The sequence below is a fragment of the Pseudomonas sp. Wu6 genome, assembly GCF_019891515.1.
GTDB lineage: Bacteria > Pseudomonadota > Gammaproteobacteria > Pseudomonadales > Pseudomonadaceae > Aquipseudomonas > Aquipseudomonas orientalis_A.
The window spans coordinates 27,328-50,917 of the sequence record NZ_JAFLXH010000022.1 but is presented as its reverse complement, the minus strand read 5'-3'; the positions used below and the strand labels follow the sequence as shown (position 1 = coordinate 50,917).

The following is a 23,590-nucleotide window of genomic DNA, read 5'->3' as shown; positions in this document are numbered from 1 at the left end:
TGCTTAGAATTATTTAGCCTAAATACAGGTGCTTCACGAAATTGACACATAGTTCAACGCGCGCATAGGATTGCGCCCAACGCCTGTGGCTGACAGCCATGACTCATCCAATAAGAAAAGGCCCGCGGCAGTTCAGTCGTCCGCGGGCCTTGTTTTTTTTGGAGAAAGTCGACACCGGAAAATGATAGGGGCCTGGTGTCATAGCGCGTACTCAACCAGTAATAAGGAATATAAGAACATGTTGAAGCAACGGATGAGTCTGATCGCTCTGGGGATTTTGAGCGCATCGACAGCCATGGCGAACGACCAGGAGCAATCCAAGGGTTTCGTCGAAGACAGCCACCTGAACATCGCAGCACGCAACGCCTACATCAGCCGTGACTACAAAAACGGCAAGCAGGACAAAGCCGAGTGGGGCCAGGGCTTCATCGGCAAGTTCGAGTCCGGTTTCACCCAGGGCACGGTAGGGGTGGGTGTGGACGTGATCGGCCAATACGCCATCCGTCTGGACGGCGGTAAAGGTCGCAGCGGCGCCGGCGGTATCGATTTCTTCAAGCAAGGCGACAGCGGCGAAGCGGCCAACGATCTGGCCAAAGGCGGCGCAGCCGTCAAGGCGCGCATTTCCAACACCGTGATCAAATACGGTCAGCAGATGCCGGCCGTGCCGGTCCTGCAGTACGACAACTCGCGCCTGTTGTCGGAAACCTACGAGGGCACCTCGATCGTTTCCAAGGAAATCGCCGGCCTGCAACTGGACGCCGGTCACTTCACCAAGGAAGCCCGCAAGAGTGCCGAAGGCAGCGACAGCGGCCGCCTGAAGAGCATCAACTACATCGGTGGCAGCTACAAATTCACCGAAAGCCTGTCGGCTGCCCTGTATGCCTCCGATATGCAGGACGTGCTGAAGAAGCAATACGTCAACGTCAACTACGTGCTGGCGCTGCCAGAGAAACAGTCGCTGACCTTTGACTTCAACGGCTACAAAACCAAGCTGGACCGCAGCTTCGCCCTGGAAAACCAAGGTGATGCGGACGCACGCGACAACAAAATCTGGAGCCTGGGCGCTACCTGGGCTGTTGGCCCGCACAGCTTCACCGTCGCTCACCAGCGCAGCACCGGCGACACCGGCTACCTGTACGGCGGCTACCGCAACGCCGGCGGCATCGGCGATGGCGGCAATACCATCCTGCTGGCCAACTCCTACTGGTCCGACTTCAACGGCAAGGACGAGCGCTCCTGGCAGGCCGGCTACGGCATCGACTTCACCACCTTCGGTGTACCGGGCCTGACCTATAACGTTGCCTACGTGCGCGGTACCAACATCGACGACGGCACCGGCCGTGGCGATGGCACCGAGCGCGAAATCTGGAACCAGTTCAAGTACGTGGTCCAGAGCGGCCCGGCCAAAGACCTGAGCCTGCGTGCGCGTGCCTCGTGGTTGCGCGTTTCCAACAACGCCAGCAACTACAACGTAGGCGGTAACGAGCTGCGCCTGTTCGCCGACTACCCGATCAATGTTTTCTGATTGATTGCACGTCGTGCCTGATACCAGGCCATGAAAAACCCCGACTGGTTCGGGGTTTTTTTATGCTCGAAATAAGCTTATTGGAGGGTGATGGTGACCTTGCCTTTTGCCCTTCCCTGATCGACGTACCGCAATGCCTGCGCGGTCGATTCGAAAGGGAAGGAGCGATCGATGACCGGTTTGATAACGCCCGCCTCGATCAGCGCAGTGATTTTCTGCAGTTGTATTCCATCGGCATGCATAAACAAAAATGCATAGCTCACCCCGCGCTTGCGGGCTTTTCTGCGAATGCCGCTGCTCAGCAGGCGCATGACCTGCCCCAGCACCCAGGGCAAGCCCTGCGATTGGGCAAATTGCGCGGTGGGCGGTCCTGACAGAGAAATAAGCTGTCCACCAGGCTTGAGCACCTTGAGCGATTTCTCCAGTACATTGCTGCCGAGGCTGTTCAATACCATGTCGAAATCGTGCAACTCGTTGGCAAAATCCTGCTGTTTGTAATCGATGACCACATCTGCCCCAAGTGCTTTCACCCATTCGACATTCGCCGTACTGGTGGTGGTCGCCACGAAGGCGCCGAGGTGCTTGGCGAGCTGGATGGCGAGCGTGCCGACACCGCCGGAACCGGCATGAATCAACACCTTCTGGCCTCTTTTCACCTGGGCGGTTTCAACCAGCACCTGCCAGGCCGTCAAGGCGGCCAAGGGCATGGCAGCCGCTTCGGCCATGCTCAGGTTCGCGGGTTTGAACGCCAGCGCGTTTTCATGCACGGCGATCAACTCGGCAAAGGTCCCGATCCGTGACTCGGGAGGACGTGCATAGACCTCGTCTCCCGGCTTGAATCGTGTGACCGCCGCACCTGTGCGAACGACCACTCCGGCCAGATCATTGCCCAATATCAACGGAAACCTGTAGGGCAGGATCAGTTTGAACTCCCCCGTGCTGATCTTGGAGTCCAGCGGGTTCACGCTTGCTGCATGCACCTGGATCAGCACGTCATGCACACCGACCGCAGGGTCAGGTACATGGCCAATCATTCCGTCTTGCTTGCCGTAGCGATCGATAAAAAATGCCTTCATGGTAGATAGCGCTGCGCCACGGTGGACTGCTTGATCTGCGCCGTCAGCCCCTGACGTGCGGTTTGCAGCGCATCCCAACGCTCGCCGTCCTGCAGCGCGGGGATGGTTACCGGTTCGCGACGGTCGAAGCCGAGCAGTGCGGCATCCACCAGCGCATCCACTTCCATGATTTCGCTCAAGGTGTTGATGTCGATACCGGCGCGATCCCAGATCTCCGTGCGGGTCGCGGCGGGCAGTACGGCTTGCACGTAGACACCCCGAGGCGACAGTTCCAGGCTCAGACCCTGGGACAGGAACAGCACAAACGCCTTGGTCGCCCCATACACCGACATGCCGAATTCAGGCGCCAGCCCCACCACCGAACCGATGTTGATGATCGAGCCTTCACCTGCCTTGGCCAGGCGCGGCGCGATGGCGCTCGCGAGCCGCACCAGCGCGGTGGTGTTGAGGGCCACCAGTTGCGCAACGCTGTCAGTGCTTTGCTCGATAAACGTGCCCGATTGTGCGGCGCCGGCGTTGTTGACCAAGATGCCGATCCGCGCGTCATCGCGCAGGCGCGCTTCGACGGCGTGCAGGTCGCTGAGTTGCGTCAGGTCGGCCTGGAGCACATCGATGGCGACGTTGTGTTTGTCGCGCAGGGTCGCGGCGAGCGTTTCCAGGCGAGAGTGATCGCGGGCGACCAACACCAGATCATGCCCGCGTTGGGCGAAACGCTCGGCATAAACCGCGCCGATGCCAGTGGAAGCGCCAGTGATGAGAACGGTAGGGCGAGTAGTCATGATGTCAGCTCTTTGGTCAGGGACGGAGATTTCCGTGCGTTTGGAGGAAGGTCATACCGCTGGTTATTAGGATGATGATCGAAATCTAAACTGTCAACGGTTTTGATTATGAACGACATCTATGTATCATTGGCCAATGCATCCAGCGGTAGAGAGGAATCGAACATGCGCGTATCCAAGGCCCAGGCCCAGGCAAACCGGGAGCACATCGTCGAAACGGCGTCAGTCGTGTTTCGCGAGCGCGGCTTTGACGGCGTCGGCGTGGCCGACCTGATGGCCGCCGCCGGCTTCACCCATGGCGGCTTCTACAAACACTTCGGCTCCAAGGCTGACCTGATGGCCGAAGCTTCGGCCAACAGCCTCGCGCAATCCCTGGCCGGCGCCGAAAAACTGAGTGTGAAGGACTTCATCGATCTATACGTGTCCAGGGAACATCGTGACGGCCGCGCCACGGGTTGCACCATGGCGGCGTTATGCGGTGACGCGGCGCGTCAGTCGGGGGAATTGAAGTCGGCCTTCGCTGGAGGCATCGAACGCTTGTTGCAGACGCTCGGCGAAAAATGCCCGACTGGCCCGGATGAAGTGCCGGAAGAGGCGCGGGCGAAAATGATTGATCTACTGGCGAGGGCGGTGGGCGCGATTATGTTGTCGCGTGCTTGCCCGGATGATTCGGCGTTGGCGGATGAGATTTTGGAGGTGTGTAGGGCGCGGATGGGTGGGTCGTTGTCAACTCCAGAGAAGGCCGTTCCTCAAAGGTAGCCAGCACTGCTGTTCGCATAGCGTCCCAACTGCTTATGGCATTGGCGAAGTCAGCAATATTCAACAAGCATCGACTTGCTGAGGTTATTTCTTCTTCGGATTCGTAGATGCCTGATGCAAGGATGGCAGGAAAATCCAGGGTGAAATCGTCAGATAAGTTTTGCGTCCAACCCAATAGGTGGTCCAGGTTATCAACCCTGGCCCGCATGTTTTCACCCGGGTTTCTACACCCTTGCTTGGGGTGCGTGGATGACGCGGAAAGGGCTGATAACCAATGCGACATGCGTGTACAACGCACGGCTGTCTCGCGCCAGCGTTTGATAGCCGAGGTTGAGGGAGCGACTTTTGCTTTTGCCGCAGAGCAGCAATATGTCACCGGGAGCGGCGGCCCGGCTCAACGCGGCATCATTACTCATCAGTTTGCGGGTTCTTCATGCCGACGCTACGTAGCAGGCTGAAAACGAAGTGTGGACGTTTTTTGGACGTTTTGAAGAAAACGGCTCATTAAAATTTTGAGATTTCCAAACCCCAGAAACCACAAAGCCCCGCATTGCGAGGCTTTGAGATATGGTGCCGGCACCAGGAGTCGAACCCGGGACCTACTGATTACAAGTCAATTGAACATTACTTCAAAATCAATAGGTTAGCGCTGAATCTGTTACGTGTACACCTGGCGGGAGGCCGTCGGTGTCGTGGCGCTCCAGAAGCTTGTTACGTGGCCTAGCCTTGCTTGGTAAAGCAAAATCAGTTGCCTAACGTAGGCTTTCCAACTGTATCGCGATCATTGCATTGCATTAGGCTTGCAGTGCTGAACAAGACTTTGACTCAGAAGGGCAGGGATGAAAGCTTCGAAAATCTAGGATCAGAGGAATTCATTTTTCTTAGACGACCATCATTGGCTTTTACGGTTATGCCTGATGAGTCGTAATCAACAAGGTCTCCAAATACTTGCCCTTCGATCCATACAGTTTCCCCTGCAATCATAGGCTCTCCATTTATTACGAATGCCTCCGCGTCTATGTCAAATGCAGAGGTAGCTGGTGCCGAGGCTAAGAAGCGAGTAGCTGAGCGTTTAGGTGTGGCACGAGTCGGAGTAGCTTCCATCTCTGCCAGTCTCGAAGAAATATTTTTCAAAGACTGAAGGATGACGCTGGTGTCGTTTGATAACTCAACTCGTGCGGGTAGTGCGGCGGGACTAACGCCCAGTAGTTGAATCATGGAGTTGAAGTCATTGGGGTTTTCAGTTGTTTCAATTATCGCGTTGCGAATGCTCTCCTGTTCCTTTTGAACCTCGTCTATTCTGAGCGAATGCCTATAGTCAGCGCACCTCAGCCCCTGAATATCAAAAATCCGTGGAGTTATATGGTCCTTAATTAACACGGTTGGTAAGTTGAACGCTTGTCGAACTCCCAGTTCGTATAGCACGTTTGGATTTCGCCCGCTTAAATCACATATTACAAGATCGCTTTCAACAATTTTTCGAAGTATGTCGATGATTATATAGTTGCTTGCAGCGACATGGTCGGCGCGATGTGCTACGTATCCAGCTTTTGAGCATGCTGGTCTTATCAAGTGCTCATACACACGCGTGAAATGACCTGGCTCATAACCATCCATATCCGCTATAGGCATAATTACAAAACAAGTTTTTTGCGGTTCTTGGTCTTTTTCACCAGTTTGAGCGGGCTTTCGATCTGCGGGCGGCTGGGTTTTATCTTTTTGAGTCATTTTGAGTCCATTCTCTGGATTTTGAAAAAGGCAGAATTGTTCCGCATCGCTTATGTTTTCGTATGGATGTATAGCGTCAGCGACCCCTGCGTGTCTAGCTTCACACGGTCATCACTTAGTGGAAGGATCAACGGTTGGAATGCTGTAATCATATACGTCCATCATTTTTGGGTCACGATGGCCGCTTGCTTCTTGCTTGTCAGCCCGGGTTCCGACGGTATCTGTGATGCCACGACGTTTCAGATCGTGCAGGGCAAACCGTTGTTCCTGCGTGATGATTTCGTCCGCGAGTGCGAGTGTGATGAAGCGTTGCCAGGCTGTATCCAGGCTGGACTTGCGAAGTGGGCCGCCGTGGCTGGCCACAATGATGTTCCGGCGTGATGGCATGAACGGGATCGCAGTTTTGCGTTTGGTCCATATCTTGGCCCTATAGGCCTTTGCGTTGTCCCAGGCTTTGCGCAGCCTTGGCGTCCAACGGACGATATTGTCACGGCTGCCCTTGCGGCGGTTCGTCAATATTCCGCTTTCCAGCTCGTTTTCGTCGGTGAGCGTCACAACCTCGATGCCGCGCAACCTGCAGAGGTAGGCCAGTTCCATGACGTAGCCAAGGTATTCGGGACAGCCGCCTTTCTCGTTACGCTGCAGCAAACCTCTGGCAATTGCCCGGTCGATGAGAGCATCCATAATCAGGTGATTCGGCAGGCGGCGCTGTTTGCGCTCCACGGGCGCTTCAATGCCCAGGGCTGGGTTCACTTCTAGGAAGCCGCGATTGCGGCCCCACTGCAGTACACGGCGCAGGTAGCGCAACGCGTGCGCGGCTTTCGACGGCGTGCCTTCGTCCGCCAGTCGGTCAACGATTCGCTGCACCAGCGCAGAAGTGAATTTCCGAACAGCCAGATCCCCCAGCGGTTTTCCCAGCTTGGTGGGAATGTTCAGAAGAACATCGCGGGAATAGCGATAGTCGTCGTGGGTTTTTGAACTGAGCTTCTTGTACCGATCACTGTCGTGGAACTGTGCGCAAACGTAGCGAAGCGTTCCCCGGTCAACGTTGGACGCCTCGTCCATGATCTGGTGCAGCTCTGCCAGCGAAACGCTTGCCGGCGCAATGTTACGCCGGCGCTGTTTGCCCGTCTCGTCACGATGAAGGGTGTACCAAACCCCTTCGTTTCGCTGGTCAAAGTAAACGGCCGCAGGGAGAGCGGCCTGATCGATGTGAGCGGGGATGTGCGGATTATGCTTCCGCTTTCTTGCTTTCCTCATAGGATGTCGGCGTCGTACCGCTCTGCAGCGGCAGGCTTCAAGCCTGCGGCATGGTTGATAAGGTCCAGCGTTGTCCATGGTCCGGTACGGCCGCGGAACAGCCGAACGCCCTGGTCGATCAGCGAGCGTTCAACATCAGATCGGCGTTGGTAGCCGGTGATGCGCTGCAGATCGGTGAATACCAGGACGTTGTCCGATCGGGAGTTCATTGCTAGCCCTCTGTAAGCTGGAGCACCCCGGGCAGTCTAGCGCTGCAGCCGGGGCATGGTTGTTAGAAGTTGGGATGCAAGCTGCTGGACTATTGATTGGCCAGCAGCTGCGACACAAATGCCCTCTCAACTGCAGTGAGATCACCCTGCAGGTGTGCCATGGTGGTGACCGCCTCGAGGCGGATCCTGGCGTCGGGCGTCTTGTGGACTTGGTAATCGAAAAGCGCGGTACCGACGATGCGGATTGCCATCAGGTGTCGAGCTGCTTGCATGCCATCGGTTGGCGCTGTGGTAGCCTTATCGCTGCTGCTGCTTTGGTGCTGTGCTTGCATGGTGTTGCCCTCAGTGGTGGCTGGTGTCGGGGAGCTGTAACTCCCCTGCACCGCTCTAATTACCGGCGTCCGCCGGAAGTTTTTGGTTGCACTTGCCTAACCAGGTGAATCACCAGGTTCTCCAGCTCGATTACCTCGTCCATGACTGACTGCCATTCCAATACCGCCTGGATCTGCTGTCTTGTGCACTGCAGAACCAGAAGCTCTTTCTCCGTGGCACCACGGACTTCCAGAATCTCGACCAGGCCAGCGACGCTATATGCCTCGGCGTACACCATTTGGTTTGCTCCCACGATCCACTCCTGCAGTTCCTTCAAGTGCTTGAGCTGTTTCGGGGCACCGTCGAGACCTTCGCCGGTGATAACTTGAATCTGCATTGGTGTTGCTCCTGGTGCTGTCAGTCGCTACGAAACATCCAGCAGCGCACGGTTTTGGCTTTGTCGAATGCGTCTTTCGCCCGTGCCGAGCAAACGGTGCGATTGGTTTCAATGAACTTGGGGCATTTGCTGGTTTTGAGGTGTCGCTTGAGTTCGGTCAGATCAGGGACTTTCTGCCGCTTGTTCGCGGCCATTTCGGCAAACTCGTTTAGGTTGACTGCGATTAATCCGTCGGCGCGGGAGTGGTTGAGGTCTCCGTCGGGGCCGTTGAGGTAGTCGAACAGCTCCCAAAACTCCACGACAACTGAATGGTCGGCGTTGATGGCCAACTGGCGATCCTTTGCCATGTTCTTAATCTCGGCATGGGCCGCGTCCACCTGGTGCTTTTTTAGTGGGACCACGTGCACCAGAGCGTCGACCAGGGCATGCAGTTGGGCGTGATTCTTTGCGATCCGGACTGTGCGGATTTCGGGAAGGGCGAGCAGCTGCTGCTCGTACTTGGGACCTTTTTCGCGGACGGTTTCCATTACCGCGCTTTCCATCATGGTGGACTTCACCAGGAAGCCGCTGACGCGATCCACCGGCATTCGCTCCAGCTTTTCCACCAACAGTTTGGTCTGGGGTGTCTGACCTTCTTTCGTCATTGCGATGTGCACAAGCCGCTGCAGGATGGGTTCTGACGCGTTGACGGCGTGGTTCTGGCCAATGACCACGGCCGCACGGAAGGGCGGCTCCCGTGTGTCATTGCCGTTGTTCTTCACACCGGTGGAGCGGACGCTACGCCCGTTATAGGCGGTTTTTAGTTCGTCCCAGTCGTACTGTCTGGTCTGGCTACCGTCGGTCTTTTCCCGCTCGGACTCAATCAGCACCACCGGCAGATTGGCGACCTGGGCAAAGTTACGAGCCCGGGCTACCGGTGTGCCCTTGGTTGGGTCGAAGCCCTCGTAATCGCTCCGGCCGCACAGCTTCCACAGGAACTCAATCAAGGTGGATTTGCCGGCACCTGGTTCGCCGATAATCTCCATGAACGGGTAGCTTTTCTGGTGTTGCCGGATTTGCTCGGCGAACAGGGAGCCAAACCAGAAAGCGAGCGCTACCAGGCCCTTGGCGCCGAAGCACTCCCATATGATTTCAAGCCATTCAGTCTCAAATTTCTGCAGGTCGGTGTTTAGGTTGAGGATCACGGACTGGCTCAAGGTCTTGATGCTGAGCCGGTCCATATCGAAAAAATCTTCCTCGTTGAGCTTGAACACCTTCCCGTCGCGCACCGCCACGTCGCCATAGACGTACGCACCGTGTTCACGGGTATATCCGGTGAAATCAATGGTCTGCACAGTTTTCAGAGCGTCGGTTTGTTCCTCAATGAACGCATCCAGTTGTTGCGTGGTGCCGGTGAACATCCCGCCTGGGGCAATGCCGAGTAAGCGCTTCTTGAACTCTGCAGACGATGCGATCTGAGAGCTGGTGAAGGTGTTCTTAATAGGCGGGGCGTCATGTGCAAAGGTGATGCGGAAGTAGTACCAGGACTCATCGGTGAGCTTGTTTTCCTGGTAGTACAGCGCTTTGGGATTGCACGTAGCGATACGCTGCAGGGCGCCGCACTGCTGCATAGCCTTGGTACGCATCTGCTTATTATTTAACTGCTGGTCGTCGTGGTGTTCGCTGTCCTCAAGTTCCTGAATCGCCTTGTTGTACTTCTCCAGGTCGAGCTTGAACCAGTAGAGGCGGTTGCCGAACTCCAAGTGAAATTCGCTACGGCGCTTCCAATCGAACATCACCAGGGCCTTCTCCGTGGCGTTGTCGGCAATCAGCAGCGCGCCGTGGTGGCGGGCTGTGGTGATGTCCTTGTCAAACTGGGCGTCGCGCTTAGCACCCTCGTCCAGGAACTGCCAGCGCTGGTGCAGATCGTTCCAGTCGACCTTCCGGTTGTCCCGCTGCGGGATTTGTGCAGCTTCGCAAGTGAAGCCCATTTCACGCGCCATACGCACCCACCGCTTTGTATAGGCGTGTGCACCTGGCTCGTTGTCCAAGGCCCACACCAGCTTCGGTAAGTTGCCTGGACGCGCTGCCACGATCGCCTGCAGCGAGTCGGCCGGGAAGGCGTTCGAAGACATAGCCGATACGGCAGCAATATCGTGATGGACCAGGGCGATGGCATCGAATATGCCTTCAACGATCCAGATTTCTTTCGCTTCAAGGACGTCGACGCACGGCGGGCACCACCACGTGCCCCGGTAGCTTTCACCTGGTGCGAACCGGGCTTTCATCTTTCCGAAGCGGGCCGGTTTGTCGATCAGGCGTTCCCAGTAGCCGCCTTTCTCCAGAGCGAAACGAACCGTGGCGCTTCCGGCGTTGTGCTGCCCTGAATAGTGGGAGTCCTGGGTGAACCAGCCGGCGATCAGCTCGATGTTGAATCCGCGCCCAAACTCCAGATAGGCGCGGGCTGTGGCCGTGGGCGCGTTGTCAGTCGCCGGCGCACGCTTGCTCCAGTCTTCAAACAGATCGTTGTAGATTTCTTTGACGTGCAGGGTGTGGCCGCACTTCTCAGACCGGCCGCAGATCACCAGCCAGGGTTTGTCATGACGCGAATACAGCTCACGCTTGTGGCACTTAGGGCACTCACCACCGCGCATGTAATCGGTATCTTTGCGATGTTTCAGGCCATAGTCGGATTTCAGGCGCTGCAGCACGTCGTGACGAAGATCTTCTTTCATGGGGTTACTTCACTGCTTTGAGGCTGTGGGACAGGGCTGCCATCAGGCGTTTTTGCGCTGCCATTACCGGGACGTGGGCGAGGATTGCGCCGTGGCGAAGACCGTCCGCTACAAAACGGAATTGGTCGTCGTACCAATGTTCATTGAGGCTCAAGCGATACTGTTCACGCAGCGCGGCCAGCAACGCTTCGGCCTCGGCTGGGGGCAGTTGAGTGGTGACAATTACGACGTTTACCATCGTTAAACCTCGATTTCGGGCGCAGCTCACCCAAACCCACGAGACATGGGGCCGGCGTTTGGTTGGGTTTGTGTTACGAGTTCGCGGAGCGCAGACGCACGTTGTCAGGAGCGGTCAAGATGCGTTCGTAGATAAGGCTGACGGGTACGGACCAGCAAACCCCTTTGACGGGATCTTTGATCACCACAACGGTGGTGTTGCTGTAGTCCAGATCGAGGCGTTGACGGTAAGCGACTCCCTGCAGCTCTAAATGGGCAAGGGACGTCAGCTTGATTGCAACTGATTCGGATACGTCGAAGGTGGCCACCAGGTGGTTGATGGCGCGATTAAGAAAGGCCGAAAGATCGCCCAGGTGTTCAGCTTGATGGCGCTCAAGGAAAGCCAGCGCGGCGTTCTGTATGCATTCCTGGTAGTCCAGGGCATTAGTTTGGGTGGTCATTTGGCTTTCCCCGATTTGGCGCGGTAGAGATCGATCGCGGCATACACTTCGGCGGTGCGTGCGGCCATGTGCAAGGTATGGGCGTTCTGGATCAACTCGGCTTCTACGTCGGTGATCACCCCGTCATCAAGTGCCTGGGCGATGATCTGGTCGACCGTCCCTTGTTTGGCTGAACTCTGCATGGCCCGTGTGTACATCTCCACGTTGTCCAGGTTCTCTGGATGGATCACCGGCACGAACATCCCGCCGTACATTGCCGCTAGGTAGTTGGGTAGGTGCTGTGTACCGGTCACTTGCTCCAACTGAAAAATCTGTGCATCCGTCAACGGGCGGCAGTTGTTATTCTCGTAGGCGTGGTTATCAAATTTCTTGAGCGGCAAGCCGATCCTAGCGGCAGCGCATTCGCGGCCCCCTTCGAAGGTGCAAATAATTGCACTGACCACTTCGCGACGTGTCTTTAGAACCTGATTTTTCATCTTCTGCTGTTCCCTAAGAGTATTGGCCATTACTGTGCAATCACGCCGTCTTTGATCCCCAGGAGGACGGCAGCGCGATGTGCCTCCCCACGGCGACACTGGCTTTGGCCACTCAGCACCGCATACACGGTGCTGGGGTTCAGGTCGTGTTCAGCCGCAAAGTCTTTTGCTGACTGGCCACGTTTTTCTAATGCTTGCCGCGCCTGTATGCGGGCTTGCTCGGTGATGCGTGAGTTCGGCATAGTGCAGATCCGTGCAGTTTCATGTGGTGTGAGATGCACAATGATGCACTTAGGTGCACTTGTAAAGAGTAGGGATGAAAATAAGTGCATCTTTCTGAAGAAATAGGTTCTCGGCTGCAAGAAGAACGGAAGCGATGCGGCATGACACAACTCCAACTCGCGGAGGCGTTGGGTATTTCTAAGCGGACACAAGCGAACTACGAATCTGGATCGAGCGACGCTACGGCCTCGTACCTGAGCAATGTCTCTGTTCAGTTCAATTTCGATGTGCCGTACATCCTGACGGGCCGTCGTACTACGCTTGCGCTTGATTCGCTTAATGAACTGGAGGACAGAATCGTTCAGCAGTACCGCAGCATTCCCGAGGACGATCAGAGAGCTATTCGCCGATTTGTTAAGGCCTTGGCGGACGATGTTGTCAAAGGATCGATCTGAACAGAGTGTTTCTGCCATGCCACCGGCTCGCCCCCATATCAGTGTGTCAGCAATTGATTTTATGGAGTGGTACGCATGTTGGATCGCACAAACGCCGATGTCGGTTACGTTGAAATGGCTGCATCTGCGCGGTATGAGCTTTCGCATATTGAACGTCGCCTGATTGGGTTTTATCGCCAGTTGAGTCAGCGTGACCAGGAGCAGTTGCGCCGACTGACCGAAGCGCTGGTTAGCAACCCGGACCAGTCCGACAAAAATTGATTTTTAAGCCGCCGACATGTTGCTGTCGGCGGTAAACATCACGCGACCGCTTGCGATCCAAGCTTTTCAAATAGCTCCCGCTGCTGCGCCCTAGGCATGTCTCGCAGTCGATCGATCAGCAGCCGGTCGAATGTCTGCGCCGACGGGCTGAGCGTGTGGGAAAACGTTAGGTTTGCCACCCAGCTATGCCCGCACTTTGCGTCGAGGCACTGGCAGTAAAGTTTCGCGAAGTCGGTAGATAGCACTTCTCGCGATGCAATCCGACCTTTGTGCCCGCACTTACAAGTCACTCTCATGTTTCCTCCCCAGGGTGCAGCAAATTGCCACTATTTTGGCATGCTGTGCAGGATATTTCTCTATCTTTGAGGTTTCAGGTATTGGTTTCGCCTGCCTTATCGATCTTTCTCCAGGCGATATGCCTGTCCTGGCGTAGCGCTTCATTGAGCTGGCTGAACAGCTGACAAATCGGCCTGATCTCGTTGCTGGTGTACACCCGATCGATCTTCTCGATGTCCCCAAACCCCCCGCTGTTTTCCGGGATGATCCCGGCCAGGGCAGGGTTCATTCGCCAGGCGGCGATCACATCGTTACGAGTGATGTTCTTCACCTTCTCCAGCTCGTCCTTGGCCTGGAAGTCCCCCACGGGGATGATCTGGATCGCGTTTTCCTTGCCGTTGGGGATGTTCACGAACATCGAGCGGAAGTTGCCCACGCCCTTGCTCGCGCTGATCTGCGCGCGCAGGTTCTCTTCGTCTTCCTCGGTCAAGTCCGGGTCGTTGGTGTAGAAGATGTATCCCGCGTGCGCGCCGTTGCTGTAGTAGCGCCGGCGGAACAGGGTCGCGGCCTCGTTGAGCAACAGCGCCTGCAGGCCGCCCAGGTAGTCGGGCACGCCGTAGATGTTCTGTTCCACGTCGTAGTCCAGGACGTGTTCAATTTCGTCCTGGTTGAAGTCCATGAACTTGTTATCGGGCAGCAGCATCCGGAACCCGCCGTCGACCTTCACCCGCATGTTGATGGCCGGCAGGTGCTGCATCTCCAGCACTTCGCCGAAGGCGTTGGTATCGCGGTAGAAATACGCCTCCCCGAACACCATGTAGTCCAGGCTCGCCCGGCCCATTGTCTGCGTGCTGCACCCGTCGGACGGGATGAATTCACGCAACAGCAGGTTGCGCTTGAACTTGGGGATGGCGCCGTGGTGCGCGTTGGCGCGCAGCAGCTTGGCCAGGCCCGCCCGCGACACTGGCGGTTTGTAGATCTCGCCGTCGTCGCTGAGAAACACCCCCAGGTACTCGCCGATGTTGCCGGACAGCACTTGTTCGGGTTCCCCGAAGGTGAACGCTCGCATGGGCTGCGGCTGTCGCGCCTGTTGGCTGGTTTGGGGTTTTTTGTGTCGTGGCTTGGGCATTGGTTCCGCTCGTGACGTAGCGGCTACGGCGCCGCTTGTTGGTGTTGAGGGGTTCATTGAACAGGGCGTGCATGATCGACCAGGCGATATCGGCGTGGCCGGTGGCGTCGGTGCGCGAAGCGCTGTAGGTGACCTGGCCGCTGGTAGTGGTGCCGCGCTTGATGGTCAGGAACGCCTGGGCAATGTCGGTCCAGCCGGCATCCCATTCGATGCGGCTGCCCTGAATCGTGTCTTGGGCCTTGAGTACCAGCAGGTTCTTGGTCTCAAGGCTGTAATGGATCGGCGTGGCTTTAGGGTAGAAATCGCGCACCAGGTCGAACACGCCATAGCCCACACCGGTGATATCGATACCGATGTGTTGGACGTTGAAGCGCTCGGTAAGCTTTTTGACCTGGGCAGCCTGGTAATTGAATGAATGCCCCCGCCAGCTGTGCTTTTCCAGAATGCGGAATTTCGCCCCGGGTTCCAGCGGCGGGGCGACCACCACGCACGTGGCGTCGTCGCGGGTGCGGCTCGGATCGTAGCCAAGCCACACCGGACTGTTGCCGAAAGGTCGGTCCAGCTCCGGGTCGTAGTCCTTCCACAACGACAGGTCGGAATAGCACCGCTCCAGATCCTTGAGACCGAACGCGCTTTGGCTGCTGTCGATGAACTTGCAATAAAACAGCTGCTGGAATTTGTCTTCGTCGTACTCCAGCTGCAGCTGCTCCAGGTCGAACAGATCGCACCCGCCATCGATCGCGTCCTGGATGGTGATGGTCTTGCGCCATTGACCATCTGGGCACAGCGCGCCCTGCGTGTAGGACGCCTCGGTAGGCCAAGTGCCGCCGGCTTTCTTGCCCCGTTTGCTGTTGCGGAATTCCTCGCCCGACCAGAACGGGTATGCCTGGTGCGACACCGCGCTGGGCGTTGAGAAGTAGGTTTTTCGCCACTTCTTGTGGGTGCCCATGGCGCTGGCCACGGTGCTGAGCTTTTCGAAGTCGCGGATCCAGAAGTACTCATCCACGTACACATGGCCGTGATAGCCCTGAGCGGTGCTGCTGTTGGTCGACAGGAAGCGCAGCTCGGCGCCGTTGCTGAGCGTGATCGGGTTGCCGGTCAGCTCGATATCGAACCACTGTTTGGCAAACTGGATGATGTAGCTGCGGAAGATCTCCGATTGCGAGCGGCTGGCTGACAGGAACACCTGGTTGTCGCCAGTTAGTACCGCGTCCATGAACGCTTCGCCGGCGAAGTAGTAGGTCAGACCGACCTGGCGGCTTTTGAGGATGTTGCGGATCCGGCTCGTCAGCGGGTTTTGCTTGGCCGCGAACAATTCCTGCTGATAGCGGTACATCTTGCTGATGAACTTATCCAGGAAGTCGACTTCGGTCAGACCGCTGATATCGTTCTTGGCCTTCTTTTCCTTTTTCCTATCACCGCCCTCGCCACGGCTGGAGCGTTCGCCACGCGACTGCCTGCGCGGTTCCTGGGGCTCGCCCATGTCGTCGCCGTTCGATGCCGCCACCGGTGCGGGCTTGGCCGCTTGTTTCAGCAGGCGTTCGCGAACGATGGTCAGTCGGTCCAGTTCGTTGAGGTCGTCTTTGGACAGGCTGCCAACCTTGTCCAGGAGGAGGGTGATCCGCCGGCCGACGGCAGTCAGCGGCTCTTCGTCCGACAGCATGTCCTCCCAACCGCCCTGGCGGATCCAGTAGTAGACGATCCGGATGTTGGGCAGGTTGAGCTGCGCCTGAATTTCCTTGGCCTTACAGCGGCGCAGAAATAGGCGTTTGGCGGCTTCTTTAACTTCGGTCGAGTAGTACATGGGCCGCAGTCTATGCGGCGAAAACGCTGGAAACGCGGGGTTAAATTCCGTGATTCGCCTATATCTCGAATATAGGAGAAACGCGCATTTGAACCGTTTGTTTGAGGGCTGACGGCTCCCTATCTTGGCGGCTCATTCAACCGATTGAGCGCAGTCAACGCCCATGCCCCGTTCCCTTGTTTCGTTCTGGAAACGTGTCGCCACCAGCGGCATCACCGCCGATGGTCGCGAGATCCTTCCCCAGGAACTGCGCGATATCGCTGAAACCTACAAGCCGTCTAAATACACGGCTGTTATCTGGTGTGAGCACCAACGTTCGGAAGGTTCTTTCGGCACCGTATACGCGGTCCGTCTGGTTGAGGAGGGCGACGACCTGGAGGAAGGGCAAATTGCCCTGGAGGCCCAGCTCAAGCCCAACGACCGACTGCTGTACCTGAATGACCAGGGGCAGAAGCTCTTCACCAGCATTGAAATTTGGCCGAATTTTGCCGGTAGTGGCAAATCCTACCTGACCGGCCTCGCGGTCACCGACACCCCTTCAAGCCTGGGCACCCAGGAATTGTATTTCTCCCGGCGAACCAACAAAGCCACGTACTACGCCGCTTCCGTTGAACTGGGCACCTTTGAGGAGGAGCCCCAAGGCGAAGTGGGCAAGCTAATCGGTTTGCTCACTGGCTTTTTCAAGCGCTTCGCGGCGGACGCTGAGCCCGCCGAACCCACCACCCCAACTGAGACCAAACCCCCTATGGATGAAGCTACCGCAACGGCCTTAAAAGCCCTGCTGGCTCAACTGCTGATTGTCGCTGCCGGCATTCAGGCCGTGGTTGAGCCCGTCGCCGAAGAGGCCCCCGAGCCAGAGCCAGAGCCAATCGATGACGTGCAAGCTGCCGTCGACGGCATCGTCACCACTGCTGAAGAAGAGCGTGAGTTCAGCCGTAAGGGCGGGGCTACGAATAAGGCGCTGTTGGCGAGCATGGCAGCGTTGGAAAAGCGTTTCACAGCGCTGCAGAACACCTCCGCCGGTCGCCAGTTGCCGCGCACCCCAGGCCCCGTAACCGCTCCACGACGCAAGGTGCTCTGACATGGCCCAGCCATTAAGCGCCCGCGGCGCCAAGCAATATGCCGAGCTGCAGGAAGCGATCGCTGAAGCATACGGCATCGAAAATTCGACCCGCATGTTCAGTGTGGATCCGACGATTGCCCAGGAACTGAACGACGCGATCACCGCGAAAGCCGACTTCCTGGAGCGTATCAACGTCACCCCAGTCAGCGAGATCAAGGGCGAAAAAGTTTTCATCGGCGTGAATGGTCCGGTCACCGGCCGCACGAACACCAAAACCACCGACCGCGAAGCGAAAGACGCGTCGGCGTTGGATAACAGCACCTACGAGTTGGCTGATACCCAGTCGGACGTGGGCCTGCCGTACGCCAAGATTGACGCCTGGGCGAAGTTTCCCGACTTCAAAGAGCGCTATTCCGCTGCAGTGCAAAAACGCATTGCCCAGGACCGGATCGTTATCGGCTTCCATGGCACCCGCGCCGCGCCTCAGACCGACCTGGCGGCGAATCCCAAGCTGCAGGACGTGAACAAAGGCTGGCTGCAGCAACTGCGCGAACAGGCCCCACAGCAGGTACTGAAAGAGGGCGCCGCCGCTGGCAAGGTTACGTTGGGCGCCGGTGGTGACTACGCCAACCTTGATGCCCTGGTGCACGACACCAAGCAAATGGTGGACGAGATCCTGCGCGAGGACGGCGACCTGGTCGCGATCATCGGCACCGACTTGCTCGCCTCTGACAAGGCCAAGCTCTACACCAAACAAGGCGATACGCCGACCGAAAAAGAGCGCATCGAAAACGCCCAGGTCATTGCGACCTACGGCGGTCTGCCGGCGTTCAGCGTGCCGAACTTTCCGGTCAACGCGGTGCTGGTCACCAGTTGGGACAACCTGTCGATCTACTACCAGGACACCAGCTGGCGCAAACAGACGATCGAGAACCCGAAACGCTCCCGCGTCGAGGACTACAACAGCCGCAACGAAGGTTATGTGATCGAGCAGTTGGAAAAGATCGCCCTGACCGAAAACGTGGAGCTGTTGGCGTGAGTCTGGCCCTGGCGCATAAGCGCCGCACCCTGGCTATGGGCAGCACTGCAGTGGCGGCGGTCGCCGCTACTGCAGGCATGGCCTACACCCCGGGCGATGCCCTGAGCAGCCCAGCCAATGCGCGCAAACACTTGCTGCTGCAGGAGGCGGCGTTGGATCAGGACCTGGCGCGCATCAGTGCGATCAATGGCCTGGCCGGACGCCAGGCACTCAAGCGCGAAGAGCTGCTGCCCAAGTACCAGGAATACGTGCAGCGCTACTGCGAGTCGGGGCTGAACTTCCCGAATCGCGTTGCAGTGCAGGTATTGGTCTGGCTGTTCGATACCGCCCAGTTCGATGACGCGTTGGAACTGGCTGACTTCCTGATCGAGCAGGGCCAGCAGATGCCGGAGCGCTTTAAGCGCCGCGACATCCAGACCTTTGTCGCTGACGCCGTGTGTGAGTGGGCCTACGCCGAATACAAAGCCAACCGCAGCCCAGAGCCTTACCTCTCTGACCTGCTGCCCCTGGTTGACGGTGAATGGCAGCTGACGGAGCAGATCCCGAGCAAGTACCACAAGTTGATCGGTATGCGCGCCATGGAGGCCGGGAATTTTGAGATCGCACTCAAGCACCTGGAGCGTTCAACGGAGCTGTACGCCCAAGCCGGCAACGACACCCGTATCGAAAAGGTCCGCAAGGCCCTGGCGAAACAAGCGGCCGCTAACCCGGCCACCGAATAACCGACTACCCCCCCCAGCGGGGACTTGTGGAAGTGAGCCGCCCATTTATGGACCGTCCCACTGAAAACAGGCTCCCCGCCCTATTTGAGCGACCAGCAATGAGCTTTTCCGGGAAACCTACCGCCCTGGTGGAACACGCGATCGAGAATGACGGTTTCTGGCCAGACCTCTCTGTGTCCGAGTTCCAAAAGGAACAGCGCGTGCCGGCGGAATACTTGGTAGAGCTGCTGGTCGACACACTGAAAAGCGCCATGGTTGAGGTGAATACTGACCTGGCCCGCGTGAAAACGATGCTGAAGGACGCCGGCGTGTCGAGCCTTACTGCAGCGGCAGGTGTGGCAACCCCCGCAGAATGGGCTTACGCCAATAAGATCGCGCTCTACAAGCGGGCTGTGTATTGCCGCGCCAAGGGACTTTCACTTCCGCAGTTCGCCACTGTCACCCGGCGCGAAAGCGCCGAGAACACCGGTAAGGAAGCGCCCGAGCGTGCGGAAACCTTCTTGGCCTTCAGCCAGCAGGCCGTTCGCGCCCTGCAGGGCCGTGGCCGCATTACGGCGGCGCTGCTGTGATCCAGCTGCAGGCGCTGACCGCCTTCCTGATGGCGCGCAACCTGGTGGCGCCGGAGCAGTTCGATAGCTGGACGGAACAGGTCAGTCTTGAACTGATTTGGAAGCCCGACCGCGACGGCCTGCACATGTCTGATATGCGCTACCGCGCTGTGTTCTCCCTGGAGCGATTCGCCGGCAACCCGGCCAGGCTGATGGCTTTGGTGGGCAGTTGGCTGGAAAACCATGATCCCGATCGGGACCGCCACGAACTGCCTGCGCCGCTGTTCGCAGTTGAACCGCTCGACCAGGACAGCTTCGACGTGGACCTGTCCCTGGAATTCGTCGAACCGCAGTACCTGGCCGAAGACCCTGATGGCGAGATCGAGGCGTTCGGCAAGACCTGGGCGTTCGTCCCGTTCGATCTGTGGGTTGCCGAGCATGGCGAGGTAGGCAGCAATGGCCGCTAAGCCGCTCGACCTCGATGTCAGGGGCTTGCTCGATGTCGATGCCCAGTTGGCGTTGCTTGAGCTACCGCCCCAACTGCGCCGGCGGTTGCTGAACAGAGTGACCACGCGCGTGCGGACGATGAGCCGCAAACGCGTACGTGAGCAGCGGAACACCGACGGCACACCCTTCGCTGAGCGCAAGGGCAATGCCAAGGGCAAAAAGAAGATGGAAGCCGGCCTGGCCAAGCTGCTGCAGGTGACCCGCGTCAGCTCTGACGAAGCCGAACTGGGCTGGAAAAACGCCCTGACCCGTTGGGTCGCCGCCCAGCAGCACAACGGCGTCAGCGAGCGGCGTACCGCTGCACAGATGCGCCGCTGGAACAAAGTCCCCCCAGGTATCGCCTGCACCGACAAACAGGCCAAGCGCCTGCGCCGGCTGGGCTTTCGTGTTCGCCAGAAGGGCAAAAAGGCGCTGGCCAGGCCGTCAGTGGCGTGGATTCAAGAACACGTGAATTACGCCAAGGCCGGCTTGCTGATCCGCATCTTGAACGACGAACGAACCGAGTCCACCGGCGCGCAAAGCTGGGATATCACCCTGCCCAAACGCCAGTTCCTCGGTGTGGAGAGCGGAAGCGAAACCCGCGACCTGGTTAACCAGGTGTTCCAACAAATCCTTAATTCACCCCGCTAACGAGGCACAGCATGGCACTTGGCAAAGTCAGCGTTAACAATCTCAATCTGGGCCAAGGCGCCGTGACTGAGATCGAGCGCTATTTTCTGTTCATCGGCCCCGGTCCGAAAAACACCGGCAAATTGATCGCTCTCAACATCGATAGCGATCTGGACACCCAGTTGGGCCTACCGGCCAGTGATCTGAAAACCCAGATCACTGCAGCACGTTTGAACGGCGGTGATCGCTGGGCGTGCCTGGCAGCACCGATTGCGCCGGACGGCGACTGGATCAAAGCCCTGGAGATGTCCCAGCAGCAGGGCTTTTCCGTCGAGGCGGTGGTGATCACCAAACCGGTGGCCACCGGCGCCGAGTTGTCGGCCATGCACGACGCGGCCGTGTCGATGAATGACACCTACGGCCGTCGTGCCTTCGTCATGGCGGCCACGGCCGGCCTGTCGCTAAGCCCATTCCAAAGCTGGGCCGAGTACCTGGTTGCTCAAAAAGCGATCACCGCCGGCGTATCCGCGCCGCGTGTCCTGGTAGTGCCGCAGCTGCACGGTAACGACCTGGGCGTGTTGGCCGGCCGGCTGGCCAATGCGGCCGTCAGCATCGCTGACAGCCCAATGCGCGTGGCCACCGGCGCAGTGCTGGGGCTTGGCGCCGTACCGGTCGACTCCGAAGGCGTGCCATTGCCGTCCTCGATCCGCGCAGAACTCGACAAGGCGCGTTTCTCCGTCTCCCAAACTTATTCCGATTACCCGGGCGTGTACTGGGGCGACGGCAACATGCTCGATGCACCGGGTAGCGACTACCAGGTCGTGGAGTACCTGCGCCTGGCTGACAAGGCGGCGCGCCAGGTGCGACCGCTGTTGATTCGCCGCGTGGGCGATCGCCGGTTGAACAACACCCCCAACAGCATGGCCGTGAACATCAACGCGCTGATGGCCCCTCTGCGCCGCATGGCCAAGTCGGTCAAGTTCGCCGGCGAGGTGTTCCCCGGCGAGATCGAGTCGCCCAAAGACGGCGACATCGTGCTGGTTTGGAAGAGCAAAACCGCCGTTGAGGCGTTCATCAAGCTCAAGCCCCACAACTGCCCGAAAGACCTCACGGCGAACATTGCCCTGGACCTTTCCAACGACGATTCGGAGTAATCCCCCATGTCACGTATTGGCGGCAAGAACTTTGACGTGAACCTGGGCGATCTGCTGGTCCACGTTGAAAGCTGCACCCTGGATATCACCGACAACAGCAAGACCGCACAAACCCGGGGCGTGCCTGACGGCTACGTCGATGGCGATGTGGCAGCGGCCGGCGAACTGGAGCTGGATTCCACCAACTTCAACCTGCTGATCGAAGCGGCGCGCACTGCCGGCAGTTTTCGCAAGCTCGATGCCTTCGACACGGTGTTTTTTGCCAAGGCAGGCGACGACGAGCTGCGCATTGAGGCCTTCGGTTGCAAGTTGAAGGTATCCAGCCTGCTGAGCATCGATCCCAAAGGTGGCGAGAAGACCAAGCACAAGGTGCCGTTCGAGGTCACCAGCCCGGACTTTATCCGTATCAACGGCGTGCCGTACCTGGATGCCACCGAGATCGAGGGTATTAGCTGATGGTCTGCCCGTTCGATCGCGCCCAAGCCCTGGAACAACGTCAGCGGGACCAGGCTATCAACGCCCAGTTGGCCCAGGCCCGGCGAGAGTCAGCGGGCCCAAGCCTTACCCACTGCCAGGACTGTGATAACGAGATTCCGGCAGCGCGCCAAGCGCTCGGCGGCAAGACCCGCTGTGTCCCGTGCCAGTCTTTTTTCGAAAAAGGAGTGCAGCGATGAGCACGAATCAGGCGGCCCAGGACACCGCCATCGCACTGGCGAAAGCGTCACCTGCGATCGGTGTAGCCGCCACTGGGGCGACAGGGGCCATCGACTGGTCGGCTGTCGCCTACATGCTGACTGCCGTTTACATGGTGCTGCAGATCCTGCTGTTGGTTCCCAAGTATCGCCAGATGCTGCGTGACTGGAAGGTGAAGCTATGAGCCTGCGCGGCAAGATCGCCGCCGGCGCTATCGCGCTATGCAGCTCCACGCTCGTACTGTTTTTGGGCACGTGGGAAGGCAACGGCCAGAACATCGTCTATGCCGACAAGCTGGCCCGTGGCCTACCAACCGTGTGCAAGGGCATCACCCGCCACACCAGCCATTACCCGGTGGTTGTGGGGGATTACTGGTCGGACGCTCGCTGCAGCGAGGTGGAGCAGTTGGTGATCAGCAAAGGCCAACTGCAGCTGGCCGACTGCATCACCAATCAGGACGTGGGCCAGAACACGTTCGACGCCCTGAGTAGTCATGGCCACAACTTCGGCAACCCCAGCACCTGCGCCAGTCGCGCCGTGGGCCTGATCAACGCCGGCCGCATCAAAGAGGGCTGCGAGGCCCTGGCCTGGGCACCGGATGGCAAAACCCCAGTGTGGGCCTTCGTCACCACCGCCCAGGGCAAGAAGGCGTTTATCCCAGGGCTACATGCTCGCCGTCTGGCGGAAGCCGCGTTGTGTAAGGCGGGCTTGTGATGCGCGAAGGCATTTTCATCCTGGTGGTGTGCCTGGTGGCCTGGTTCGGCTTCGATCTGCTGGAAGGCCAGCGCGACACCGCCCGTAACGAGCGTGACGCCGCGCTGTTCGAAGCCAGCGGCCTGCGCGAAGCGGCGCGGATCAGCGGCGAGATGCTGGCCGAACGTGACGCTATCGACCTTCAACGAACCCAGGAACTCAACGATGAACGCATCGAAAACGACGGCTTGCGCCGCGCTGTTGGCGCTGGCCTTAAGCGGCTGCGCCTCAACGCCACCTGCAGCGTCCCAGCCACCCCAGCGGCCGGCGCCGGCGGCGTGGCTGATGCAGGCACCGCCGAACTCACAGCAGACGCTCGACAGGATTATTTCACCCTCAGAGATCAGCTTGCCCTCAGTCGGCAAATGATTCTGGGCCTGCAGGACCACATGCGCCGGGTTTGCCTGCGCTGATTCAACACTTTCTAAATCTGAACGGAGCAA

31 protein-coding genes are annotated in these 23,590 nt (G+C 58.3%); 16 read left to right on the top strand and 15 right to left on the bottom strand.

All coding sequences use genetic code 11. The features are described from left to right. Positions 1–238 precede the first annotated feature (238 nt). The gene (locus J1G34_RS16480) at positions 239–1,525 is read left to right on the top strand and encodes an OprD family porin (protein WP_065892667.1); all 1,287 of its coding nucleotides are present in this window, start codon (positions 239–241) and stop codon (positions 1,523–1,525) included. A gap of 77 nt (positions 1,526–1,602) precedes the next feature. Here the strand turns inward: J1G34_RS16480 and J1G34_RS16475 are convergent, their stop codons facing one another. After that, on the bottom strand, positions 1,603–2,601 hold the full coding sequence (locus J1G34_RS16475; RefSeq protein WP_222994364.1) for an NADP-dependent oxidoreductase: 999 nt from the start codon (positions 2,599–2,601) through the stop codon (positions 1,603–1,605). Continuing rightward, positions 2,598–3,380 (bottom strand): SDR family NAD(P)-dependent oxidoreductase, encoded by a 783-nt coding sequence (locus tag J1G34_RS16470; protein ID WP_122561390.1) that lies wholly within the window; start codon positions 3,378–3,380, stop codon positions 2,598–2,600. The genes J1G34_RS16475 and J1G34_RS16470 overlap by 4 nt, the downstream gene beginning before the upstream one ends. 165 nt (positions 3,381–3,545) lie before the next feature. Between J1G34_RS16470 and J1G34_RS16465 the strand changes: the two genes are divergently transcribed. Continuing rightward, positions 3,546–4,139, top strand: a complete 594-nt coding sequence (locus J1G34_RS16465) for a TetR/AcrR family transcriptional regulator (protein ID WP_065898025.1) — start codon at positions 3,546–3,548, stop codon at positions 4,137–4,139. Positions 4,140–4,964: 825 nt separating this feature from the next. Here J1G34_RS16465 and J1G34_RS16460 read toward each other — a convergent pair. The 10 genes from J1G34_RS16460 to J1G34_RS16415 form a co-directional block, all read right to left on the bottom strand. Then, positions 4,965–5,867, bottom strand: a complete 903-nt coding sequence (locus tag J1G34_RS16460) for a hypothetical protein (protein ID WP_222994363.1) — start codon at positions 5,865–5,867, stop codon at positions 4,965–4,967. Between the two features lie 111 nt (positions 5,868–5,978). Then, positions 5,979–7,127 carry a site-specific integrase gene (locus J1G34_RS16455; RefSeq protein ID WP_222994362.1) on the bottom strand — a complete coding sequence of 383 codons (1,149 nt, stop codon included), beginning with the start codon at positions 7,125–7,127 and terminating at the stop codon, positions 5,979–5,981. Further along, the gene (locus J1G34_RS16450; protein WP_222994361.1) at positions 7,124–7,336 is read right to left on the bottom strand and encodes a hypothetical protein; all 213 of its coding nucleotides are present in this window, start codon (positions 7,334–7,336) and stop codon (positions 7,124–7,126) included. The genes J1G34_RS16455 and J1G34_RS16450 overlap by 4 nt, the downstream gene beginning before the upstream one ends. An 89-nt stretch (positions 7,337–7,425) precedes the next feature. Further along, positions 7,426–7,668 carry a hypothetical protein gene (locus J1G34_RS16445; protein ID WP_222994360.1) on the bottom strand — a complete coding sequence of 81 codons (243 nt, stop codon included), beginning with the start codon at positions 7,666–7,668 and terminating at the stop codon, positions 7,426–7,428. Positions 7,669–7,727: 59 nt separating this feature from the next. Further along, positions 7,728–8,045 carry a hypothetical protein gene (locus J1G34_RS16440; RefSeq protein ID WP_222994359.1) on the bottom strand — a complete coding sequence of 106 codons (318 nt, stop codon included), beginning with the start codon at positions 8,043–8,045 and terminating at the stop codon, positions 7,728–7,730. A gap of 20 nt (positions 8,046–8,065) precedes the next feature. After that, a complete protein-coding gene (locus tag J1G34_RS16435) occupies positions 8,066–10,759 on the bottom strand; it encodes a toprim domain-containing protein (protein WP_222994358.1) in 2,694 nt (897 codons plus the stop codon). A 4-nt stretch (positions 10,760–10,763) separates the two neighbouring features. Next, the gene (locus J1G34_RS16430; RefSeq protein ID WP_222994357.1) at positions 10,764–10,997 is read right to left on the bottom strand and encodes a hypothetical protein; all 234 of its coding nucleotides are present in this window, start codon (positions 10,995–10,997) and stop codon (positions 10,764–10,766) included. A 73-nt stretch (positions 10,998–11,070) separates the two neighbouring features. After that, on the bottom strand, positions 11,071–11,436 hold the full coding sequence (locus tag J1G34_RS16425; RefSeq protein ID WP_222994356.1) for a hypothetical protein: 366 nt from the start codon (positions 11,434–11,436) through the stop codon (positions 11,071–11,073). Further along, positions 11,433–11,912 carry a YmfL family putative regulatory protein gene (locus J1G34_RS16420; protein ID WP_279309148.1) on the bottom strand — a complete coding sequence of 160 codons (480 nt, stop codon included), beginning with the start codon at positions 11,910–11,912 and terminating at the stop codon, positions 11,433–11,435. The genes J1G34_RS16425 and J1G34_RS16420 overlap by 4 nt, the downstream gene beginning before the upstream one ends. A 29-nt stretch (positions 11,913–11,941) precedes the next feature. Further along, positions 11,942–12,154 carry a helix-turn-helix domain-containing protein gene (locus J1G34_RS16415; RefSeq protein ID WP_222994354.1) on the bottom strand — a complete coding sequence of 71 codons (213 nt, stop codon included), beginning with the start codon at positions 12,152–12,154 and terminating at the stop codon, positions 11,942–11,944. Positions 12,155–12,238: 84 nt separating this feature from the next. On the opposite strand from J1G34_RS16415, the gene J1G34_RS16410 reads away from it, so the two are divergent. Next, positions 12,239–12,589, top strand: a complete 351-nt coding sequence (locus J1G34_RS16410) for a helix-turn-helix domain-containing protein (RefSeq protein ID WP_222994353.1) — start codon at positions 12,239–12,241, stop codon at positions 12,587–12,589. 75 nt (positions 12,590–12,664) lie between these two features. Then, the gene (locus J1G34_RS16405; protein WP_222994352.1) at positions 12,665–12,850 is read left to right on the top strand and encodes a hypothetical protein; all 186 of its coding nucleotides are present in this window, start codon (positions 12,665–12,667) and stop codon (positions 12,848–12,850) included. 38 nt (positions 12,851–12,888) lie between these two features. Here the strand turns inward: J1G34_RS16405 and J1G34_RS16400 are convergent, their stop codons facing one another. From J1G34_RS16400 to J1G34_RS16390, 3 genes are all read right to left on the bottom strand, one after another. After that, positions 12,889–13,146, bottom strand: a complete 258-nt coding sequence (locus tag J1G34_RS16400) for an ogr/Delta-like zinc finger family protein (RefSeq protein ID WP_043047335.1) — start codon at positions 13,144–13,146, stop codon at positions 12,889–12,891. A 74-nt stretch (positions 13,147–13,220) separates the two neighbouring features. After that, positions 13,221–14,090, bottom strand: a complete 870-nt coding sequence (locus tag J1G34_RS16395) for a phage portal protein (protein WP_222994375.1) — start codon at positions 14,088–14,090, stop codon at positions 13,221–13,223. Next, the gene (locus J1G34_RS16390; protein ID WP_222994351.1) at positions 14,002–16,059 is read right to left on the bottom strand and encodes a terminase large subunit domain-containing protein; all 2,058 of its coding nucleotides are present in this window, start codon (positions 16,057–16,059) and stop codon (positions 14,002–14,004) included. Before J1G34_RS16390 ends, J1G34_RS16395 begins: the two co-directional genes overlap by 89 nt. Before the next feature lie 163 nt (positions 16,060–16,222). Here J1G34_RS16390 and J1G34_RS16385 point away from each other — a divergent pair, with 163 nt between their 5' ends. The 12 genes from J1G34_RS16385 to J1G34_RS16330 all read left to right on the top strand — a co-directional run bounded on the left by J1G34_RS16385 (position 16,223) and on the right by J1G34_RS16330 (position 23,560). Beyond that, positions 16,223–17,140 (top strand): GPO family capsid scaffolding protein, encoded by a 918-nt coding sequence (locus tag J1G34_RS16385; protein WP_222994350.1) that lies wholly within the window; start codon positions 16,223–16,225, stop codon positions 17,138–17,140. 1 nt (position 17,141) lies between these two features. Then, complete coding sequence (locus J1G34_RS16380) at positions 17,142–18,161, top strand: phage major capsid protein, P2 family (protein WP_222994349.1); 1,020 nt, start codon at positions 17,142–17,144, stop codon at positions 18,159–18,161. Next, entirely contained in the window at positions 18,158–18,883 is a 726-nt protein-coding gene (gene gpM / locus J1G34_RS16375; protein ID WP_222994348.1) for a phage terminase small subunit, read from the top strand. Before J1G34_RS16380 ends, gpM begins: the two co-directional genes overlap by 4 nt. Positions 18,884–18,981: 98 nt before the next feature. Continuing rightward, positions 18,982–19,452 (top strand): head completion/stabilization protein, encoded by a 471-nt coding sequence (locus J1G34_RS16370; RefSeq protein WP_222994374.1) that lies wholly within the window; start codon positions 18,982–18,984, stop codon positions 19,450–19,452. Further along, positions 19,449–19,898: a phage tail protein gene (locus tag J1G34_RS16365; RefSeq protein WP_169374835.1), complete on the top strand. Its 450-nt coding sequence runs from the start codon at positions 19,449–19,451 to the stop codon at positions 19,896–19,898. The genes J1G34_RS16370 and J1G34_RS16365 overlap by 4 nt, the downstream gene beginning before the upstream one ends. Beyond that, a complete protein-coding gene (locus tag J1G34_RS16360; RefSeq protein ID WP_222994347.1) occupies positions 19,888–20,568 on the top strand; it encodes a phage virion morphogenesis protein in 681 nt (226 codons plus the stop codon). The genes J1G34_RS16365 and J1G34_RS16360 overlap by 11 nt, the downstream gene beginning before the upstream one ends. 11 nt (positions 20,569–20,579) lie before the next feature. Beyond that, positions 20,580–21,701 carry a DUF2586 domain-containing protein gene (locus J1G34_RS16355; RefSeq protein WP_222994346.1) on the top strand — a complete coding sequence of 374 codons (1,122 nt, stop codon included), beginning with the start codon at positions 20,580–20,582 and terminating at the stop codon, positions 21,699–21,701. 6 nt (positions 21,702–21,707) lie between these two features. Next, positions 21,708–22,157 carry a phage protein gene (locus J1G34_RS16350; RefSeq protein WP_032895736.1) on the top strand — a complete coding sequence of 150 codons (450 nt, stop codon included), beginning with the start codon at positions 21,708–21,710 and terminating at the stop codon, positions 22,155–22,157. Then, positions 22,157–22,375, top strand: coding sequence for a TraR/DksA family transcriptional regulator (locus tag J1G34_RS16345; protein WP_003235240.1), 219 nt, complete (start codon positions 22,157–22,159; stop codon positions 22,373–22,375). Before J1G34_RS16350 ends, J1G34_RS16345 begins: the two co-directional genes overlap by 1 nt. Continuing rightward, on the top strand, positions 22,372–22,578 hold the full coding sequence (locus J1G34_RS16340; RefSeq protein WP_032895737.1) for a hypothetical protein: 207 nt from the start codon (positions 22,372–22,374) through the stop codon (positions 22,576–22,578). The genes J1G34_RS16345 and J1G34_RS16340 overlap by 4 nt, the downstream gene beginning before the upstream one ends. Beyond that, a complete protein-coding gene (locus tag J1G34_RS16335; protein WP_222994345.1) occupies positions 22,575–23,108 on the top strand; it encodes a lysozyme in 534 nt (177 codons plus the stop codon). The genes J1G34_RS16340 and J1G34_RS16335 overlap by 4 nt, the downstream gene beginning before the upstream one ends. Then, the gene (locus J1G34_RS16330; RefSeq protein ID WP_032895739.1) at positions 23,108–23,560 is read left to right on the top strand and encodes a lysis system i-spanin subunit Rz; all 453 of its coding nucleotides are present in this window, start codon (positions 23,108–23,110) and stop codon (positions 23,558–23,560) included. The genes J1G34_RS16335 and J1G34_RS16330 overlap by 1 nt, the downstream gene beginning before the upstream one ends. The last annotated feature ends 30 nt before the right edge of the window (positions 23,561–23,590 follow it).

Bases quoted from the DNA above. Each gene is read 5' to 3' on its own strand.
- J1G34_RS16480 (WP_065892667.1), top strand. From the start codon at position 239: ATGTTGAAGCAACGGATGAGTCTGATCGCTCTGGGGATTTTGAGCGCA.
- J1G34_RS16475 (WP_222994364.1), bottom strand. From the start codon at position 2,601: ATGAAGGCATTTTTTATCGATCGCTACGGCAAGCAAGACGGAATGATT.
- J1G34_RS16470 (WP_122561390.1), bottom strand. From the start codon at position 3,380: ATGACTACTCGCCCTACCGTTCTCATCACTGGCGCTTCCACTGGCATC.
- J1G34_RS16465 (WP_065898025.1), top strand. From the start codon at position 3,546: ATGCGCGTATCCAAGGCCCAGGCCCAGGCAAACCGGGAGCACATCGTC.
- J1G34_RS16460 (WP_222994363.1), bottom strand. From the start codon at position 5,867: ATGACTCAAAAAGATAAAACCCAGCCGCCCGCAGATCGAAAGCCCGCT.
- J1G34_RS16455 (WP_222994362.1), bottom strand. From the start codon at position 7,127: ATGAGGAAAGCAAGAAAGCGGAAGCATAATCCGCACATCCCCGCTCAC.
- J1G34_RS16450 (WP_222994361.1), bottom strand. From the start codon at position 7,336: ATGAACTCCCGATCGGACAACGTCCTGGTATTCACCGATCTGCAGCGC.
- J1G34_RS16445 (WP_222994360.1), bottom strand. From the start codon at position 7,668: ATGCAAGCACAGCACCAAAGCAGCAGCAGCGATAAGGCTACCACAGCG.
- J1G34_RS16440 (WP_222994359.1), bottom strand. From the start codon at position 8,045: ATGCAGATTCAAGTTATCACCGGCGAAGGTCTCGACGGTGCCCCGAAA.
- J1G34_RS16435 (WP_222994358.1), bottom strand. From the start codon at position 10,759: ATGAAAGAAGATCTTCGTCACGACGTGCTGCAGCGCCTGAAATCCGAC.
- J1G34_RS16430 (WP_222994357.1), bottom strand. From the start codon at position 10,997: ATGGTAAACGTCGTAATTGTCACCACTCAACTGCCCCCAGCCGAGGCC.
- J1G34_RS16425 (WP_222994356.1), bottom strand. From the start codon at position 11,436: ATGACCACCCAAACTAATGCCCTGGACTACCAGGAATGCATACAGAAC.
- J1G34_RS16420 (WP_279309148.1), bottom strand. From the start codon at position 11,912: ATGAAAAATCAGGTTCTAAAGACACGTCGCGAAGTGGTCAGTGCAATT.
- J1G34_RS16415 (WP_222994354.1), bottom strand. From the start codon at position 12,154: ATGCCGAACTCACGCATCACCGAGCAAGCCCGCATACAGGCGCGGCAA.
- J1G34_RS16405 (WP_222994352.1), top strand. From the start codon at position 12,665: ATGTTGGATCGCACAAACGCCGATGTCGGTTACGTTGAAATGGCTGCA.
- J1G34_RS16400 (WP_043047335.1), bottom strand. From the start codon at position 13,146: ATGAGAGTGACTTGTAAGTGCGGGCACAAAGGTCGGATTGCATCGCGA.
- J1G34_RS16390 (WP_222994351.1), bottom strand. From the start codon at position 16,059: ATGTACTACTCGACCGAAGTTAAAGAAGCCGCCAAACGCCTATTTCTG.
- J1G34_RS16385 (WP_222994350.1), top strand. From the start codon at position 16,223: ATGCCCCGTTCCCTTGTTTCGTTCTGGAAACGTGTCGCCACCAGCGGC.
- J1G34_RS16380 (WP_222994349.1), top strand. From the start codon at position 17,142: ATGGCCCAGCCATTAAGCGCCCGCGGCGCCAAGCAATATGCCGAGCTG.
- J1G34_RS16370 (WP_222994374.1), top strand. From the start codon at position 18,982: ATGAGCTTTTCCGGGAAACCTACCGCCCTGGTGGAACACGCGATCGAG.
- J1G34_RS16360 (WP_222994347.1), top strand. From the start codon at position 19,888: ATGGCCGCTAAGCCGCTCGACCTCGATGTCAGGGGCTTGCTCGATGTC.
- J1G34_RS16355 (WP_222994346.1), top strand. From the start codon at position 20,580: ATGGCACTTGGCAAAGTCAGCGTTAACAATCTCAATCTGGGCCAAGGC.
- J1G34_RS16350 (WP_032895736.1), top strand. From the start codon at position 21,708: ATGTCACGTATTGGCGGCAAGAACTTTGACGTGAACCTGGGCGATCTG.
- J1G34_RS16345 (WP_003235240.1), top strand. From the start codon at position 22,157: ATGGTCTGCCCGTTCGATCGCGCCCAAGCCCTGGAACAACGTCAGCGG.
- J1G34_RS16340 (WP_032895737.1), top strand. From the start codon at position 22,372: ATGAGCACGAATCAGGCGGCCCAGGACACCGCCATCGCACTGGCGAAA.
- J1G34_RS16335 (WP_222994345.1), top strand. From the start codon at position 22,575: ATGAGCCTGCGCGGCAAGATCGCCGCCGGCGCTATCGCGCTATGCAGC.
- J1G34_RS16330 (WP_032895739.1), top strand. From the start codon at position 23,108: ATGCGCGAAGGCATTTTCATCCTGGTGGTGTGCCTGGTGGCCTGGTTC.